This is a genomic window from uncultured Alteromonas sp., assembly GCF_963976965.1.
Lineage (GTDB): Bacteria > Pseudomonadota > Gammaproteobacteria > Enterobacterales > Alteromonadaceae > Alteromonas > Alteromonas naphthalenivorans.
This window is the reverse complement of the sequence record NZ_CAXBMP010000011.1, coordinates 83,585-101,988: the sequence shown is the minus strand read 5'-3', so window position 1 is coordinate 101,988 and position 18,404 is coordinate 83,585. Positions and strand designations below refer to the sequence as shown.

Genomic DNA, 18,404 nt, shown 5'->3' with positions numbered 1-18,404 from the left:
TAAATGTTGAAAGTCCAAAATATAAGAATTTACCATTCGGTCAATTTTTATCGTGTTATCGGCATTAACTAAGCGCATAAAAAAAGAACAGCGCATTAGACAAAAGAATAATCACGCCCTTTGCTTTAGGCGTCTCAGCAATAGTAGCGATACATAATAATGAGTGAACAATCAGTACAAAATCAGAGAGAAATTATATTTACCGTTTGGTAAATAAATTTATCAAGGTTGCACTCTTATAGTACGTTCGCTGAGCTAACTTGGGGCAAAGTGTTAATAGGAATAACCTTCCACCTGCGAGGACAAAACAATGGATAAGCTTAGAATTAACGGTCAAAGATTATGGGACAGCCTGATGGAAATGGGCGAGATTGGCGGCACTGAAAAAGGCGGATGTAACCGCTTGGCCGGCACAGATCTAGACAAGCAAGCTAGAGACTTGTTTTGCGCATGGTGTGAAGCCACCGGTTGTGAAATTAAAGTAGATAAGTTCGGTAATATTTTTGCTAAACGCCCAGGTATTAATAACGAACTACCTTCCGTGGCTACCGGAAGCCACTTAGATACCCAGCCTACCGGCGGAAAGTTCGACGGCGTATTTGGCGTATTGTCAGGCGTTGAAGTACTTCGCACCCTACATGAAAATAATATTACTACCCCAACCCCCATTGAAGTTAGTGTGTGGACCAACGAAGAAGGCTCACGCTTTCAGCCTGCCATGCAAGGTTCTGGCGTATATGTAGGCCGTTTTGATTTACAACAAGAACTAGATAAAACCGATGTGAACGGTTTACGTTTAGGCGACGAATTAGCTCGCATAGGCTACTTGGGTGAAGAAGAGTTAGGTAGCCGTAACATAGGCGCCTTTTTTGAAGCCCATATTGAGCAAGGCCCAATATTAGAAGATGAAGAAAAGCGTATTGGTGTAGTACGTTTAGGCCAAGGTATTCGTTGGTACAACGTAGAAATACAAGGCCAAGAGTCTCATTCTGGCACCACGCCAATGCACTTACGCAAAGATGCCATGGTTGCCACAGGCAAAATTGTAGCGGAAATCGAATCGCTAGCTAACCGTTATGACAACGGCTTGGGCACCGTAGGTTTTATGCAGGTTTATCCAAATTCACGTAATACTATTCCTGGAAACGTGAAATTCAGCGCCGATTTACGTAATCCTAACCCCGACGTGTTGGCTACCATGCATGAAGAGTTCGTGGCCTACTGCGACGCGGTAGCCAAAGAGCGTAATTTAGAGATTACTGTTGATAACTTCTGGTACTTTGCGCCGGTCGAATTTAACGCTTCCGACGATGTGAAAGCCGCCACTGAAAACTTAGGGTATTCACACATGGATATCTACGCGGGCGCAGGTCACGACGCCTGTTATATGGCCGACCTGGTTCCTGCGGGCATGATTTTCACGCCTTGTGAAAATGGTATTAGCCACAACGAAATTGAATACTCTAGCCCTGAGCAATGTGAAGATGGCGCAAATGTGTTGCTTCATACCATGTTAACCGCCAGCAAGCGTATTGCTGAAGCCGCTGGTGCCCCTGTTACTGAAGACGAGGGAGCAAGCGTATGAGTTCAGAAATCAGTGAGGTCACACTTAGTAAATCGGTGACCGAGAGCGACTATTTTAACGAAGACCTTGCACCTACTAAGCTTTCTGAGCGTACGTGGGGTACGGGAAACATAGCGGCGCTATGGGTAGGTATGGCGGTGTGCGTACCTACTTACACCCTTGGCGGCGTGCTTACCAGCTACTTCGGTTTATCGGTGATGGAAGCCTTATTCACTATTTTGTTAGCAAACATAGTGGTACTTATTCCTCTTACGTTAAACGCCTTTCCTGGCACTAAGTTTGGTATTCCCTTTCCGGTGGTACTTCGTTCATCGTTTGGTGTGGTGGGCTCGAATATTCCCTGCTTAATTCGGGGTTTTGTAGCCTGCGGCTGGTTTGGTATTCAAACCATGTTTGGTGGCCTTGCCATCCATTTGTTTTTATCGTCGGTATCAGACGGCTGGGCCCAGCTTGGCGGTATGGGGGAAGTCATTGGCTTTTTTGCTTTTGGTGCGTTAAATGTCTTTATCGTAATTAAAGGGTCAGAGTCGATTAAATGGTTAGAAACCCTAGCTGCCCCGTTGCTCCTTATTGTAGGTGCAGGGCTTATTTGGTGGGCGAGTGATAAAGTATCGGTTACTGAGGTTTTAGCCACACCCGCAAGTCGCCCTGAAGATGCAGGCTTTTTCAGCTATTTCTTCGCCGGACTCACTGCCATGGTAGGTTTTTGGGCAACACTGTCGTTAAATATTCCTGATTTCAGTCGTTATGCTAAAAGCCAAAAAGCCCAAGTAACTGGGCAAATCATAGGCTTACCCCTCACCATGTTTATGTTTGCTGCCTTAGGGGTATTACTGACCTCTGCGTCAGTGACCTTAGTTGGTGAAACCGTATCCGATCCGGTAACGCTTATTGGTCATATTGATAGCCCGTTTTTTGTGGCAATCGCCATGCTACTTATTATTGTGGCTACCTTATCTACTAACACCGCCGCTAACGTAGTATCTCCCACCAACGATTTTCAAAACATAGCACCAAAATATATTAACCATACCCGCGGCGTTTTATTAACTGGCTTAGTAGGTGTGTTATTGATGAGTTGGGAGCTATTAAAGAAGGCCGGCATTATAGAGTCTGACGTTAGTGTAGAAAGCCTGTACTCAAATTGGTTGCTGGGTTATTCAAGCTTACTGGGCCCTATTGCGGGCATAATGATTGTTGATTACTTCCTGATTAGAAAACAAGAGCTAGATGTAGCCGCACTGTACACCAGCAGTGCCGCTTACCCGAAAGTGAATTGGGCTGGTTTTGTTGCTTTCTTAATTCCAGTTGGCATCACATTGTTAGCCATTACTGCAGATGTATTCACATGGTTTTATAACTATGGATGGTTTACCGGTTCTATTTCTGGCGCCATCATTTATTACTTTGCGGCGGGCAAGCTAGTTAACACCGTGAACACAAACGTTGGTGAGCTAGCAAAAGCCTCTTAATTTTACGCGAAACAGGACACAAAAATGGCCATATTATTACGCGGTGGTACCGTAGTTACCCACGAAATGACTTACAAAGCCGATGTACTTTGCGAAGACGGAAAAATTACTAAAATAGGCGAAGATCTTGCTGTAAATGAATCAGATGTAGAGATAGTCGATGTCTCTGAAAAGCTAATCATGCCGGGTGGCATCGACCCGCACACACATATGCAACTGCCATTTATGGGTACGGTAGCCGCCGATGACTTTGCCTCTGGCACCGCTGCCGCCCTAGCAGGTGGCACCACGACCATTATTGACTTTGTTATCCCCAGCCCAGGACAGCCTTTGATGGAGGCTTATCAGCAGTGGCGAGACTGGTCTGAAAAATCCATGTCTAACTATACCTTCCACGTGGCGATAACCTGGTGGGATGACAGCGTTCATAAAGACATGGAAACCCTGGCTACCGAATACGGCATTAATAGCTTTAAGCACTTCATGGCTTATAAAAATGCCATCATGGCCACCGATGATATTCTGGTGTCTAGCTTTACCCGTTGTATGGAATTGGGCGCTATTGCAACCGTGCATGCTGAAAACGGTGAATTGGTGTATCACTTACAACAGCAATTAATGGAAAAAGGCATAACAGGGCCTGAAGCGCATCCATTATCTCGCCCGCCTATGGTTGAAGGTGAAGCGGCTTACCGTGCCATTAGTATTGCTGAAACCCTAGGTGCACCTTTGTATTTAGTGCATTGCTCGGTGGAAGAGTCGGTTGATGCTATTCGTTATGCACAGCAGCGCGGGCACCACGTTTATGGTGAAGTGCTGGCTGGGCATTTAACGGTAGATGATAGCGTGTATCAAGATGTCAGTTGGGAGCGCGCAGCGGCCCACGTTATGAGCCCACCGTTTAGGCCTAAAAAGCATCAAGACGTACTATGGAAAGCCCTACAATCGGGCACGTTGCAAACCACCGCTACCGACCACTGCGCTTTTTGTAATGAACAAAAAGCCATGGGTAAAGACAACTTCACTCAAATTCCAAACGGCACTGCCGGGGTAGAAGAACGCTTGGCGGTATTATGGGAAAAAGGCGTTAACGGCGGCAAAATTACCCCTAACGAGTTTGTGGCAGTGACGTCTACCAATGCTGCCAAAATCTTCAATATGTATCCTGCCAAAGGCGCGGTACGGGAAGGCTCGGATGCTGATTTAGTGATATGGGATCCGAAAGGCACAAAAGTGATTTCTGCCGACACCCATATGTCGAATATTGAAACCAATATTTTCGAAGGTATGGAAATTACAGGTGTGCCCGTTATGACCATTTGTAACGGTAATATCGCGTGGCAAAATGGCGAGTTATTAGCAAAGGCGGGCGATGGTAAATACGTGATGCGCCCCACTTACGCACCGTTTTATCAATCGCTGCAACGGCGTAAAGCCTTAGCCGAACCTAAAGCGGTAGACCGCACATCAGCGTAAAACTCAGCGTATAGCGTACAATAAAAAAGAAAAAGGCCAGTCGATTTGAAATGACTGGCCTTTCTTTTATCTTCTTTTAAATTAAAAGCTTACAGCGTAAAGCTACACCAGCTGTTGACCTTCCTTATAATATTGCAACGCCGTGGTGCTATCGTGTCTACGTTCACTAATGGCTGACAGCAATAACAGGTCATCTTTGTTCGATTCCATCTTCACGGCTTTTAATAACACTTTCTCCGCTAGAATGTCGTCACCAGCGTTAAACGCGACTCTTCCCAACGTTGAATATAACTCAACATTTTCGCTGTCTTGTTTAATCCAGCTTTCCAGCAACCGCAATGAAGGGGCAGCATTCGGAATGTTCAACTGGGTGAAATAGGGAAATAGAGCAGGGTGCGGGCCACGTTTTTGCCACTCTACTAGCAGCGTTTGTGCTTCGGCATGCATGCCTTGTTCAAGCAATTGTTGAATATAAGCCGCGCGATAAGCATCGTCTTGCTTAATTTTACGAGGTAATCCTTCCCAGTGGGTTTTAAGCTCAGCAGCGCCGTTTTTGCTGGCAATTTCAGCTAGCTTGCCCTTGGCAATTCTCTGTGACCATGCGGTATAATCTTCTTTTGGTAACGCCTTGCGCCAACCGCTTAGCTTTTCTTGCAAGGTTTGCCATTGGCCTTGCTCTGCCATTATCGACGCTTTCAGCTGTATCACTTGTGGGTTGTTGGCTTCTTCTTCATCTAAGCTATCTAGCTTTTCAAGTGCGTCGGTATACTTACCTTCAGAAACATCAATGCGCGCCATCACAATAGTGGCAGCCACTTTGGCACTGTCATACTCTGCTGCTTGCAGTAAGAAGTAACGGGCTTTTTGTGGGTCGTTTTGGCTTTGTGCTACTTGTGCGGCAGCCAAGTAGTTTACCCCTTCAAAATCACCATTTGTGGTTTGGCTAAGTGCCTTGTGAGCACTTTTTAGGTCGCCAGCTGCTAATGACTGTAAACCATGGTAAAAGGCACGCTTGCGTTTACGCTCACCTAATGCACCAAACCAACGGTGAGATCCCGTTACCAAGCTTAATGTCCATAACACCAACTTAGAGATAATATACCAGCTGATAATGGCGCAAATAATGATAATGCAAAAACCAATTAGGCTGGTTTCTATCGCGGTATTACCTAATGAAATCAGCACGTAGCCTTTGTCGCCCAAAATCATGGGGCCAACAATAAGCGCAACAATAAATGCGGCCAGCACCGCAAGGGCAATGACTAACCATTTCATAATGCGCTAGCTCCCTGACTGAATGCTTGTTTTACACGAGATTCTAATAATTGCTCAAGCGGCTTTTGTGATGCCAACTGACTAGGGATTGGTTGTGAAATGTCGGTATCAACAAGGTTATCAAGTGCTGAGATAAAACCAGTAACTTGGCTCTTTTCTACATCGTAATGCTCTTCAAGCATGGTTTTAGCGTAAAGCAAAGATTGCTCATATAGACCTGAGTCCGCTTTAAGTGCAGCAGACTGAGCGTGCATTAATTGTAAGCGAAGCTGCTCTTTCACTAAAAATTGAGCTTGCAGCGACATCACAGGTTCAACCGGACCCTCTAAGCTTTTCACGGTTAAGAAACCATCGACAATGGAGTGCCATACTTTCGCAAGGTTCTCTTTCCAGTCGTCCGCCGATTCAGACAGTTCGTTGCTATCAGCATTTGCGTCTACTGGTTTTTCAAAAGTATCTAACGGTAACTTATCGATTTGCGCCAGCATGCCGGTGAGGGCAAGCGCCACTGAACTTTGTGATACAGGGTTCATTTGCTGAAGGGTTTGAATGTCTTCGGCAAGTTTAGCGCGAACCGGCAACACCGAAGGGTCGGCTAGTGATTTCAATCGCTTGTCTGCGTTCACTAATAACAAGGTTGCTGTGCGAACATCGTTTTCCAACCACAATTTTCTACCTGCCATGCGAACCAAATAATCAGCCTCGGCAATAAGCCAATCGGCAGGGCGCTGACCTTCCATGCTATTTAGTTGTTGCTGGGTTGCTTCTGCTTGTTGCACTAACGCACTGTTTTGTTGTTGCAGTGCATTAAGCGTCTCTTTCAATTCATCGTTTTGCCTATTTAGCGTACGCAATGCGTCTGCTGTCTGCTTACGATCGGCAAGCATGTCGTTGACTTGCGCTGTATTTGCCTGTTGGGCTTTGGCAAGGGAATCGCTGCTGCCTTGTTGTTGGGTGTAGTACCAGTAACCAGCACCAATAATGCCTAGAACTAAAAGGAAAATAATAATAACCACAAACCATAGAAGCTTGGTTCCCGACGATTTTTTCGTTTTTTGTGGTGTGCTTTTAGATGAAGCTTTAGGTGATACGGTATCGCTAGCGGAAGCCGTGTTCGCTGACGTCGCTTCTGATGTCGTACTTGATGATGATTCCACGCTTACCAATTCCCCGTTTTGAGGGTCCTTCTCATTCTTGTCAGACATTTAATACTCCCAATTTTCCTTTACCCAGGCAATTAATGCCTGATCGGTGGCGCGGTTGCACACCGAAACGCGTGCTATCCCAAGATTACGTAAACTCGTTGCAACTCGTTCACTTACCGTTAACCAGGGCAACGCTAATATTTGTTTACTCTGAGTAGAAATAAGTTGCTTTGCTAAATTCTCGCTTGTAGCGATAATGCCGCTAACATCGCCAATTTTCCAGCGCTTTGTGTAAATTGGGTTTGTAAGTGGTTCTCTTTTATAAACACAAAACTCGGTAACCGATATGCCTCTCTCGCCCAAAACGTGAGAAAGCGTATCTCTACCACCTTCGCCCTTAATAATAACGACTTGTGTACAGTTTGCCTCATTAAGTTGCTGCATGACCAGTATACCTTCGGACGTATGTAGCGAAGGGGTGACGATTTTTAAAGGTAAATTAGCGCTGTGTAAGGCGTTAGCCGTGGCATCGCCAACCGCTATTAACGTAGGGGACGCAGATAAAAAAGAGGCTTGATTAAGTGCGTGAAGTGCTGCTGGCACGGCATAAATGCTAGTAACAATAATAATATTAATGCTGGGGGAGCCCAACAAAAACTGTTGTAGCTTGCCTGCCTTACTAGGGATGCTTTGAATATCTGATGTAGCAACGCCTATTGCATCAATACCCGCCTGTTCGAAAGCATCTGCACTTGCCTGTAACTTAGGAAGCGGGCGGGTAATTAATAGCATAAGTCAGCAACCGCATATGTTAGCGTTAACATACATTAGTCATACAATGCGCTAAGAATTTCCCCTGCACCTTGTTCAAGCAATGCCTCGGCGACTTCTACGCCAATACTCTTCGCATTTTTTGTAGGGCCTGTAGCAGAAGCGAACAATAAGGTTGAGCCATCTGGCTGTCCCACCATGCCGGTTAAGGTTATGCTGTCTCCGTCAAGGGTAGCAAAACTACCAATAGGTACTTGGCAACCGCCTTCTAAGCGTTCATTCATAGCACGCTCTGCGCTCACTCGGGTTTGAGTTTCACCATGGTTCAGCGCTTGAAGTAACGCAATAAGCTCGGCATCGTCATTGCGACACTCAATACCTACAGCACCTTGCCCAACGGCAGGAAGTGATACCGAAGCCGGTAAGCCCGTTTTAATGCGCTCTTCCATGCCCAAACGTATGAGGCCCGCCGAGGCAAGAATGATGGCATCGTATTCGCCCGCATCTAGTTTGGCGAGGCGGGTATTCACATTGCCGCGTAAGTCTTTAATTTTCAGATCTGGGCGATGCTTACGAATTTGGCATTGGCGGCGAAGGCTCGAGGTACCCACCACAGCACCTTCTGGTAACGCGTCTAAATTATCGAAGTGATTTGAAACAAAGGCATCAAATGGGTTTTCGCGTTCGCAAATAGCGTGAAGGCCAAAGCCTTCTGGGAATTCAACCGGTACATCTTTCATTGAATGCACGGCAATATCGGCTCTGCCTTCTAACATGGCGACTTCAAGCTCTTTTATAAACAAGCCTTTACCACCAATTTTCGCCAGCGGCGTATCAAGTATTCTATCGCCCTGAGTGCTCATAGGCACCAACTCAACCGCTATCCCATCGTGATGCTCTAACAGTTTCGCTTTCACGTATTCTGCTTGCCACAGCGCCAGCGCGCTTTTGCGAGTGGCGATACGAATTGTTCTCTTGGGGGCTGCTTGCATCATTAATATCCTGTCTAGGGCCTTGATTAAGGCATAGAACCTAAAGCAACCTGACGGCTTTTGCTTGAGGCTTTTGTTCGACTATAAATACATTGTACTTAAATCTTTAACTTGCGCACAGGTTTACAGTTGCGAAATTGTACGTAGAGTGACTATGACTAATGCAATCATAATATAACGATAAGCCCTCTGTTATATGGACAGTGCTTCATTACGTGAATTTCTCGAAAATACACACTTAAATAATGCCGAAGCGAAACGACGCCGATTAACGCTGTATTTTATTTCGTATATTGGCGGTTTTATTATGGCCGCGCTTGCGGTTCAAAATTTAGCGCGGGGTGATCACTATCTTGCGTTTTGGTTAGGTTTTTTTTCGTTTTCAGTTTTTGTTAATGCCGCGTTGTCGCATATTTTTAAAAACAGTAATATTTTTTACTATATAGCGGGGTTTGTCGTTGCGGTAATGGTGGCTGTGCTCACCATTACCGGCGGCTACAATAACACTGGGCTGCACTTCGTGTACCCGATCATTTTGATTCAAATTATTATTGTGCGTTTTAGAGCTGCTATTTTTTACGTCACGGGTACAGTAGTCGTATTAGCCTTTATCGTTTACAACCAAGAATCCATTCCCGCGAACTATCGTGGTGAGGATGTCTCTCGCTTCTTAATAGCGCTTGGCTGTTTCATTGTGGTTGCGTTTATTTCTGAATACTTTTGGCACAAAAGCAGAAAAGAGATGATGACCGATAATTTAGAGAAGCTTCGCCAAGCTAACTCTGACCCGTTAACGAAAGTACCAAACCGGCGTTTTCTGGAATCGGTTTATTTTGAACGCGCAATTAAAAACCCAGCGGATTACTTTCCTTTAAGTGTTGTGGTGGTGGATATCGATTATTTTAAAAAAATAAACGATAACTACGGTCATGATGTAGGAGACAGGGTACTAATTAAGCTTGCTACACTAATGAAAAAAGCGATTAGATCCACCGATGTTGTATCACGTACAGGGGGGGAGGAATTTTTAATTCTTTACCCCAAAACAAGCTTGAGTGTGGCAGTGAAGTTGGCTGAAAAAATTCGTGTGGAGATTGAAAAGTCACCTTTCATAGAAGGCAATATTCACCATCCGATCACAGCCAGTTTTGGGGTGGCGACAGCACTCACTGACATCAACATCAATGCTGCGATTAAACTGGCCGACGAGCACCTTTACGAAGCGAAAGGTGCTGGCAGAAACCGTGTTATGTAGTGCTAACTCACTGAGCGAATAAAAGTGCTATTTAGTAGCGCTGTATTAGCGAGACGATATAGCCTAAGGCGCTTAGTAAAAGAACCTAACCCAAAAAGCCTAAGCTAGTACCTTTTGAAGCCACACTGAAATATCACTTATTTCTTGCATACAGACGTTGTGCTGCATGGTATAGGTTTGCCAAGTGGCATTAAAACCATTCTCAGTTAACGTTTTATAAGCCGCGTTACCCATAAAAATAGGCACCACTTCATCTTGTTCGCCATGAGCCATCATGATGGGAATGTCTCGATTTACGTCGGTAGCTTCTTGTGCCAACAAACTTGGTTCACACATATAAGTGGAAAGTGCCATAACACCAGCCAACTTATGCTTAAAGCGAGGCGCAAGGTGAAGTGCAATAACCCCCCCTTGTGAGAAGCCTGCTAATACAATCCTATCGGTAGGAATGCCTTTGTCGACTTGCTCTTGGATAAGTGTTTCTACATGAGCGGCGGACTCAAGCACACCACTTAAGTCTGCACGGCTATTAAAATCGAGTGACTTTATGTCATACCAAGCACGCATCCGCATACCACCATTAATGGTAACGGGGCGCTCTGGAGCATGAGGAAAAATAAATTTTACCGACATACTATCGGGTAGCTTTAACTCAGGGACGATAGGCGCAAAGCCATGACCCGAGTCGCCTAAACCATGAAGCCAAATCACACAGGCATTTGGCGTAGAGCTGGGGTTGTGTTCAACGTAAGGCAAAGTTGTTGCTCCATGTTTATGTGTCGTACTTTTTGTCTTTCCCTAAAACAGCGCCGAATTTAAGCTAACGGTAAATGCATTGCTTTGTTAAAGGTACACGCGTAGGCAATGTGAGTATGTGTTCGAAACGATTGCTACTACGGCTTAACGGTTCAATATGCTATCATTGCTCCACGAAATCACCATATTTTAAGATATATTTAATACTTTCATGGCATCTTTACTCGGAAACTTATTTATACTTGCAGCGCCTTCCGGCGCAGGAAAATCCAGCCTTATAAAGGCGTTAATGGAAAAGTACGCGTCTAATAGCGATAATGCAATGGAAGTGTCAGTGTCCCACACTACCCGTAAACCTCGTCCGGGGGAAGTGGATGGGCAGCATTATCACTTCGTCAGCCGTGAACAATTTGAAGCGCTAATTGAACAAGGCGTTTTCTTTGAATGGGCTGAAGTGTTCGGTAATTACTACGGCACATCACGGGTAACCATTGAACAAACCTTGCACCGTGGTATAGATGTATTTCTAGATATTGATTGGCAAGGCGCACGCCAGGTGCAGAAACTGATGCCTGATACATGCGGTATTTTCATTTTGCCTCCTTCAATCGAGGTGCTAGAGCAACGTTTAACCAATCGTGGTCAAGATAGCGATGAAGTGATTGCCGGTAGAATGAAAGAGGCCGTGGCAGAAATGTCCCATTTTAGTGAGTTCAGCCACGTTATTGTTAATGATGATTTTGCGACCGCGCTTAACGATTTAGAAGCGATTGTGATTTCACAGCGTTTACGAACAATGAAACAACAAATGCGTTATCAGCCTTTATTGGACGAATTGCTCGGATCTGCTTAATATTTATATTGATTTAAATTCGCACAAACCGCTAGGATCGCGCAGTACAAGAGTGTATACTGCGCGGCCGTTTTTTGAATTACTTGATCAACCTAATTTTCGGAGAAATACATGGCCCGCGTAACAGTTGAAGATGCCGTAGATAAAATTGGTAACCGCTTTGATTTAGTTTTAGTAGCGGCTCGTCGTGCACGCCAAATTGCCACCGAAGGTAAAACTCCAATGGTTGATGTGCAAAACGATAAGCCTACCGTAACTGCACTTCGTGAAATCGAACAAGGTTTGGTAACTGCTAGCACACTTGAACAAGACGATTTGCGTGATCAAGAACAACAAGAACACGCTGAATTTTCATCAGTTGCTAACATTCTTTCTGATCAATAGTTACGTCGTATAGGTAACTATTGTATGTTTAAGCGCCAGTGCTTTGAAAAAAGCACTGGCGCTTTGCTTTTTGGGTATTGGCTAAAGGCTCAATTCTACGTATTCTAAAGGTTGTAACGTTAATCAGGAGTCGCACTAGTCCGTGTATTTGTTTGAAGGCTTAAAACAGAAAGTAATAAAGTACTTACCCTCTGACCGAGTTCAGCTGGTACAAGAGGCATTTGTGTTGGCTCAAGAAGCTCACGATGGCCAAATGCGCTCAAGTGGCGACCCTTATATTACGCACCCTGTTGCTGTTGCCAGTATTCTTGCCGACATGCATTTAGACCATGAAACTCTCATGGCAGCTTTGCTACACGACGTGATTGAAGACACCCCTTACAGCCAAGAAGATCTTGCTGAAGCTTTCGGTGAAACCGTTGCTGAGCTGGTGGAAGGGGTAAGTAAGCTAGATAAAATTGCTTTTAGCAGTAAGCAAGAAGCACAGGCTGAAAACTTCCGTAAAATGATGATGGCCATGGTGCAAGACATCCGGGTTATTCTGATTAAGCTAGCTGACCGTACCCACAATATGCGTACACTCGGTTCGCTTCGCCCTGACAAACGCCGTCGCATTGCTCTTGAAACCCTTGAAATTTATGCACCTATTGCCCATCGTTTAGGTATTCACGATATTAAAAATGAGCTAGAAGACCTAGGTTTTCTTGCCATGTATCCCATGCGTCACCGCGCGCTTAAATCGGCGGTTCGCCAAGCCCGTGGTAATCGTAAAGAAATTATCGAAAATATTCGTGAAGAACTCAGCACTCGTTTAGCGGCTTATAAAATTGAGTCGGACGTACTTGGCCGCGAAAAGCACCTGTACTCTATTTACCGTAAAATGCGTAACAAAGAGCTAATGTTCAACGAAGTGATGGACATTTATGCGTTTCGTATTGTGGTCGACTCGGTAGATAATTGTTACCGCTCGTTAGGGGCTATGCATAGCTTGTATAAGCCGATTGAAAACCGTTTTAAAGATTATATTGCCATTCCACGTACCAATGGCTATCAATCATTGCACACCTCGCTTATTGGCCCCCATGGTATTCCGGTAGAAATTCAAATTCGTACCCAAGAAATGGATCAGATGGCAGATAAAGGGGTTGCTGCGCACTGGCTTTATAAAGAGCCTGGCGACAACGGCACTACTGCGCAATTAAGAGCGCGTAAGTGGATGCAATCGTTACTTGAGCTTCAACAGTCTGCCAGTTCATCCTTCGAATTTATTGAATCGGTTAAAACAGATTTATTCCCAGAAGAAATTTACGTATTTACTCCAGATGGCCGCATTATTGAACTGCCTATGGGCGCTACAGCCGTAGATTTCGCCTACGCGGTGCATTCAGATATTGGTAACACCTGCGTTGGTGTTCGAGTAGAGCGTAGAAACTACAGCTTAAGTAAGCCACTACAAAATGGCCAAACCGTAGAGATTATTACCTCACCTAAAGCTAAGCCCAATGCTAATTGGCTGAACTTCGTAGTAAGTGCTCGCGCACGCACCCGCATTCGCCAATATTTGCGTAAACAGCATTCGCAAGAAGCTGTGAACATGGGTAACCGCTTACTGCGCCATGCATTAGGTGAAGTGAAGCTGGACGATATTCCAGAGGCCGATATTGAACGGGTAGTGGCTGAAACTAAGCACGACGACTTTGATTCTTTACTTATCGATATAGGCTTGGGTAACGAGCTAAGCGCTATTGTTGCCCGCAGATTGCTAGGTGAAAACACAGACTTACCAGAGAAGAAAGGTAACGTAGCTATTCGTGGTACCGAAGGCCTATTGGTGCATTATGCCCGTTGTTGTCACCCTATTCCTGACGATGAAATTGTGGCGGTATTAAGCCCTGGCCGTGGTATGACGATTCACCAGATTGGTTGTAACAATATTCGTAAGCTATCAAGAGAAGAGCCTCAGCGTGTATTACCTATGCGTTGGGATGAAGAGCCTCAAGGTGAATTTAAAGCCTCGCTTCGGATTGAGTTGTTTAATCATCAGGGTACCCTTGCTACCCTAACGAACACAATTTCTGGTTGCGATTCCAATATTATTGGACTGCAAACAGAAGAAAAAGAGAGTAATATCTACTTTATCGACATCGAAATTACCACGCAAAATCGCGTACATTTGGCAAGAGTGATGAAAAAAATCCGCACCATGCCAGAGGTTCAGAAAGTGTCACGTCATAGTCAGTCCAGACACTAACTTTTTAAAAATTTTTAGGATCCATTATGTCTAAGTCTATTATTCAGACCGATAAGGCACCTGCCGCTATTGGTACTTACAGTCAAGCAGTTAAGGCTGGCACTACGGTCTATCTTTCAGGCCAAATTCCTTTGGTTGCAGAAACCATGGAAATGGTGTCAGAAGACTTCGCTGAACAAGCGGTACAGGTTTTTGAAAACTTAAAAGCCGTGTGTGATGCCGCTGGTGGCACCACCAACGACTTGGTAAAAGTGAACATCTTTCTTATCGATTTAGGTCACTTTGCTACGGTTAATGAAATTATGAGCCGTTACTTCAACAAGCCATACCCGGCTCGTGCTGCAGTACAAGTTTCTGCATTGCCTAAAGGCGCACAAATTGAAATCGACGGCGTGATGGAATTGCCGGAGTAAGCCATGTCGCCAGAGCGCTACCTTCGCATTCGTAGTGCGTTGGCAAAAAGGCAAACTGACCTTACGGTTTGCCTCGAAAATGTACACAAACCCCACAATGTATCGGCGGTAGTCCGTACTTGTGATGCCATTGGCATTCACCGCGTGCATACCGTGTGGGAAGAGAAATATCAGTTTCGTGGCGACACCGCCATGGGCAGCCAGCAATGGGTTCGCCAAACTAATCACGACAGTTTAGGAAACGCTATAGGCGCACTGAAGCAGCAGGGTATGCAAGTGTTAGTCACTCATTTGTCTGATACTGCCGTGGGCTTTCGTGAGGTGGATTACACCAAACCTACCGCGATTATTTTTGGTCAAGAACGCTACGGCGCTACCGATGAAGCCATTGCTATGGCCGATCAAGATATCATCATTCCTATGGCGGGCATGGTGCAGTCGTTGAATGTGTCGGTTGCGGCAGCGTTAGTGCTTTATGAAGCACAGCGTCAGCGGGAACTAGCCGGCATGTACGATGTTGAACACTTACCCGAAGAAGAATGCCAAAAACTCTTGTTCGAAAGAGGTTACCCCAGACTGTGCGCTCTAAGTAAGACGAAAGGGGTTCCATATCCTGCGATTGACGACATTGGCCGCATTGATGCACCAGCAAGTTGGTGGAAGCAAATGCAGCTAACGCCTGAAGCGTTACACGCCCTATCTGACAATGACGAGGCAGTGTCTACGCGCGCCTAGCCTGCTCATACTTATAGTACCTGTCATACTGGCCTTAAACCGTACTCGCCAAGCTTCTCGCAATCTATTACACTTCGTTTCTAATAAATGATTGCTTTCATTACCCTAATGAAATCATACGCTTGTTTTAAGGAATGTCGGTCAAATGCAAACTCTTGCCACCACGCCCATCACCGCCCTAAAAGGGGTAGGCGCTAAAGTGGCCGAAAAGCTGGCTAAAATTGGCTTATTTACCTTACAAGACGTGCTGTTTCACTTGCCGCTGCGTTATGAAGACAGAACACGGGTTTACAGTGTGGCAGAGTGCCGTCCGTTTACTCATGTTAGTGTGCAGGGCGAAGTGAAAAGCGCCGACATCCAATACGGCAAAAAACGCATGTTAGTGGTGAAGCTAAGCGATGGTACAGGCACTATTACTTTACGCTTTTTTCACTTTGGCGCAGTGCAGCGCACGATGATGACACCGGGCAATCTAATACGATGTTTTGGTGAGGTTCGCACTGGCAAGTGGGGCATTGAAATGATGCATCCCGAATTCAAATTAATTGATGAAGATGCACCGCTAGAAGCAGAATCCTTAACACCTGTTTACCCCACTACCGAAGGGGTAAAGCAACTCACCCTGCGAAACTTAACCGACCAAGCGCTTAAAATGTTAGATAAAGGCGCACTGGCCGACTTACTGCCTGAAGGTATGTACAGCGACCAGATAAGCCTAAACGAAGCATTGCATGCGGTACATCGGCCAGCCCCCGATACCGATGTGCATGAAATGGAAGAAGGGCTTCATCCTGCTCAGTATCGATTAATTTTAGAAGAGCTTTTGTCACACCATTTAAGTGTATTAAAAGTACGTAAGCTTTCAGATGCGCAGCCAGGCATTAGCATTAAGGTCGACAAGCCTCTTATTGAAAAAATGTTGGCCCAATTACCGTTTTCTCCCACAGGGGCACAGCAGCGGGTAGTAGCCGATATTCAGCAAGATATGCAACACCCCAGGCCCATGATGCGCTTAGTACAGGGTGATGTAGGCTCAGGGAAAACCTTAGTGGCCGCCCTTGCAGCGCTATCTGCTATTGGGGCTGGGCATCAGGTTGCGCTTATGGCACCCACCGAATTACTTGCCGAACAACATGCGAATAATTTTAGAGAATGGTTCGCACCGTTGGGGATAGAAATAGGGTGGCTAGCCGGTAAGCTTAAAGGAAAAGCCCGCACCGAAGTGTTAGCGCGGCTTGAAAGTGGCGATGTACAAATGTTGGTGGGCACCCACGCGATTTTTCAAGAAAGCGTAAACTACCAACAACTCGCGTTAGTGATTGTGGATGAGCAGCACAGATTTGGTGTACATCAACGCCTTGCGCTTCGAGATAAAGGCGAACAGCAGGGGCGATACCCGCACCAGTTAATTATGACGGCCACCCCTATACCTCGAACGCTGGCCATGACTGCCTATGCCGACCTAGATACCTCAGTAATCGATGAATTACCTCCGGGAAGAACCCCTGTGACCACAGTGGTATTGCCGGATAGCAGGCGAGGGGATGTTATTGAGCGTGTTCGCACAGCCTGCAAAGAAAACGGTAGGCAAGCCTATTGGGTTTGTACCCTTATTGATGAATCGGAAGTGTTGGAATGCCAAGCCGCTGAAGATGCTGCGGTTATCCTTCGCACAGCACTACCTGAACTTAACGTAGGTTTAGTGCACGGGCGCCTAAAGCCAGCTGAAAAACTACAAGTAATGGCTGATTTTAAAGCCGGTGAGCTCGATTTACTGGTGGCTACAACCGTTATTGAGGTTGGGGTAGATGTACCCAATGCCAGTATTATGATTATTGAAAACCCCGAACGATTAGGTTTAGCTCAGCTACACCAACTTCGCGGGCGAGTAGGGCGTGGCGCAGTAGAAAGCCAATGTGTACTCATGTACCAAAGCCCCTTATCTAAAACGGCAACTCAGCGATTAAGCGTACTGCGTGAGTCTAATGATGGGTTTTATATTGCGCAGCGAGACTTGGAAATTCGTGGCCCAGGGGAGTTTATGGGTACTCGTCAAACCGGCATGACAGAGCTTAAAATTGCTGATTTAGTGCGAGACGCCGCGCTTATTCCCAAAGTACAAGAAATTGCCTATACCTTATGGGAGCAATATCCTTCCCATGCACAAGCCATTATCAACCGCTGGATAGGGCATAAGGAGCAATATGGCCATGCTTAGTACTCTGCCTCTAGTGATTGCTAGCACCGAAATTGATGCGAATTTTGAAAGCGACAAAGCCCTCGCCCTAACTATCAGTGGAAACTGGGGTTTTCCTATTGATGAAAAACCTGTTGAGGGTTTTTACTTGCAGGTTAACGACAATGTACTTGGGCTTGCAGATGCAAATGAAAAGAAAACCCTGCCTGTTGTGGTAGATTTTGCTTCTCCTGCCAGTTTATATCGCAAAGCCCATGGCGGTGGCAGAAAAGAACCTATCGTGAAAGCCATCGGGTTTAAAGGCAATACGCTCAAAAGTGCTGATTTTAAAAATACTGATCTTAAAAGTACAGGGCCATGGCATGTAGTAGACGCTACGCCGGGTTTAGGAAGAGATGCTTTTGTGTTGATAAGCGTAGGCTGCAAGGTCACTATGATTGAGCGTTCGCCAATTGTAGCGGCGTTGCTTGAAGATGGTATTCGACGTTTAAAAACTGCCTACCCAGAGCTTGCAGATCGATTAGCACTACAACATGGAAATAGTGGCGATGTAATGCAATACTGGAATGGTGAAAACGTAGATGCGATTTACTTAGACCCTATGTTTCCGCACAAAAAGAAATCAGCCTTGGTGAAGAAGGAAATGCGATTGTTTCAACAATTGCTTGGACACGACCCCGACGCCGACGCGTTACTCGCGCCTGCGTTGGCATTAGCGTCGTCTAGAGTAGTGGTAAAACGCCCTAATAGTGCAGAAGTGTTAGCGGGAAATAATCCATCAATGGCAATAGAAAGTAAAAAACATAGATTCGATGTGTATTTACGTCAAAAATCCTAGGAGAGC

The 18,404-nt window shown here is 45.6% G+C and carries 16 protein-coding genes; 11 read left to right on the top strand and 5 right to left on the bottom strand.

The window, feature by feature from the left end:
* The first annotated feature begins 310 nt into the window (after positions 1-310).
* The 3 genes from AAC006_RS10670 to hydA are packed head-to-tail and all read left to right on the top strand — an operon-like array spanning position 311 to position 4,533.
* Positions 311-1,585, top strand: coding sequence for a Zn-dependent hydrolase (locus AAC006_RS10670; RefSeq protein WP_013786078.1), 1,275 nt, complete (start codon positions 311-313; stop codon positions 1,583-1,585).
* Complete coding sequence (locus tag AAC006_RS10665; RefSeq protein WP_013786077.1) at positions 1,582-3,057, top strand: NCS1 family nucleobase:cation symporter-1; 1,476 nt, start codon at positions 1,582-1,584, stop codon at positions 3,055-3,057. The genes AAC006_RS10670 and AAC006_RS10665 overlap by 4 nt, the downstream gene beginning before the upstream one ends.
* Positions 3,058-3,081: 24 nt before the next feature.
* A complete protein-coding gene (gene hydA / locus AAC006_RS10660) occupies positions 3,082-4,533 on the top strand; it encodes a dihydropyrimidinase (RefSeq protein ID WP_126872676.1) in 1,452 nt (483 codons plus the stop codon).
* Positions 4,534-4,635: 102 nt separating this feature from the next.
* Here hydA and AAC006_RS10655 read toward each other — a convergent pair whose 3' ends face one another.
* The 4 genes from AAC006_RS10655 to hemC are packed head-to-tail and all read right to left on the bottom strand — an operon-like array spanning position 4,636 to position 8,716.
* Entirely contained in the window at positions 4,636-5,808 is a 1,173-nt protein-coding gene (locus AAC006_RS10655) for a heme biosynthesis HemY N-terminal domain-containing protein (protein ID WP_013786075.1), read from the bottom strand.
* Positions 5,805-7,013 carry a uroporphyrinogen-III C-methyltransferase gene (locus tag AAC006_RS10650; RefSeq protein WP_013786074.1) on the bottom strand — a complete coding sequence of 403 codons (1,209 nt, stop codon included), beginning with the start codon at positions 7,011-7,013 and terminating at the stop codon, positions 5,805-5,807. Before AAC006_RS10650 ends, AAC006_RS10655 begins: the two co-directional genes overlap by 4 nt.
* Positions 7,014-7,745: a uroporphyrinogen-III synthase gene (locus AAC006_RS10645; protein ID WP_339891287.1), complete on the bottom strand. Its 732-nt coding sequence runs from the start codon at positions 7,743-7,745 to the stop codon at positions 7,014-7,016.
* 35 nt (positions 7,746-7,780) lie between these two features.
* Entirely contained in the window at positions 7,781-8,716 is a 936-nt protein-coding gene (gene hemC / locus AAC006_RS10640) for a hydroxymethylbilane synthase (protein WP_126872726.1), read from the bottom strand.
* 196 nt (positions 8,717-8,912) lie between these two features.
* Here hemC and AAC006_RS10635 point away from each other — a divergent pair, with 196 nt between their 5' ends.
* Positions 8,913-9,971 carry a GGDEF domain-containing protein gene (locus AAC006_RS10635; RefSeq protein ID WP_339891286.1) on the top strand — a complete coding sequence of 353 codons (1,059 nt, stop codon included), beginning with the start codon at positions 8,913-8,915 and terminating at the stop codon, positions 9,969-9,971.
* 99 nt (positions 9,972-10,070) lie between these two features.
* On the opposite strand, the gene AAC006_RS10630 is transcribed toward AAC006_RS10635, so the two are convergent.
* The gene (locus tag AAC006_RS10630) at positions 10,071-10,727 is read right to left on the bottom strand and encodes an alpha/beta fold hydrolase (RefSeq protein WP_339891285.1); all 657 of its coding nucleotides are present in this window, start codon (positions 10,725-10,727) and stop codon (positions 10,071-10,073) included.
* Positions 10,728-10,938: 211 nt separating this feature from the next.
* Here AAC006_RS10630 and gmk point away from each other — a divergent pair, with 211 nt between their 5' ends.
* From gmk to AAC006_RS10595, 7 genes are all read left to right on the top strand, one after another.
* The gene (gene gmk, locus AAC006_RS10625; protein ID WP_013786069.1) at positions 10,939-11,580 is read left to right on the top strand and encodes a guanylate kinase; all 642 of its coding nucleotides are present in this window, start codon (positions 10,939-10,941) and stop codon (positions 11,578-11,580) included.
* A 111-nt stretch (positions 11,581-11,691) separates the two neighbouring features.
* Positions 11,692-11,964, top strand: coding sequence for a DNA-directed RNA polymerase subunit omega (rpoZ, locus tag AAC006_RS10620; RefSeq protein WP_013786068.1), 273 nt, complete (start codon positions 11,692-11,694; stop codon positions 11,962-11,964).
* 142 nt (positions 11,965-12,106) lie between these two features.
* Positions 12,107-14,215, top strand: a complete 2,109-nt coding sequence (gene spoT, locus AAC006_RS10615; RefSeq protein WP_339891284.1) for a bifunctional GTP diphosphokinase/guanosine-3',5'-bis pyrophosphate 3'-pyrophosphohydrolase — start codon at positions 12,107-12,109, stop codon at positions 14,213-14,215.
* A 26-nt stretch (positions 14,216-14,241) separates the two neighbouring features.
* Complete coding sequence (locus AAC006_RS10610) at positions 14,242-14,628, top strand: RidA family protein (RefSeq protein WP_057794787.1); 387 nt, start codon at positions 14,242-14,244, stop codon at positions 14,626-14,628.
* Positions 14,629-14,631: 3 nt separating this feature from the next.
* Positions 14,632-15,363, top strand: a complete 732-nt coding sequence (gene trmH / locus AAC006_RS10605) for a tRNA (guanosine(18)-2'-O)-methyltransferase TrmH (RefSeq protein WP_013786065.1) — start codon at positions 14,632-14,634, stop codon at positions 15,361-15,363.
* A 145-nt stretch (positions 15,364-15,508) separates the two neighbouring features.
* Complete coding sequence (gene recG / locus AAC006_RS10600) at positions 15,509-17,581, top strand: ATP-dependent DNA helicase RecG (protein WP_339891283.1); 2,073 nt, start codon at positions 15,509-15,511, stop codon at positions 17,579-17,581.
* Positions 17,574-18,398 (top strand): class I SAM-dependent methyltransferase, encoded by an 825-nt coding sequence (locus tag AAC006_RS10595; protein ID WP_126872725.1) that lies wholly within the window; start codon positions 17,574-17,576, stop codon positions 18,396-18,398. Before recG ends, AAC006_RS10595 begins: the two co-directional genes overlap by 8 nt.
* Positions 18,399-18,404: the final 6 nt, after the last annotated feature.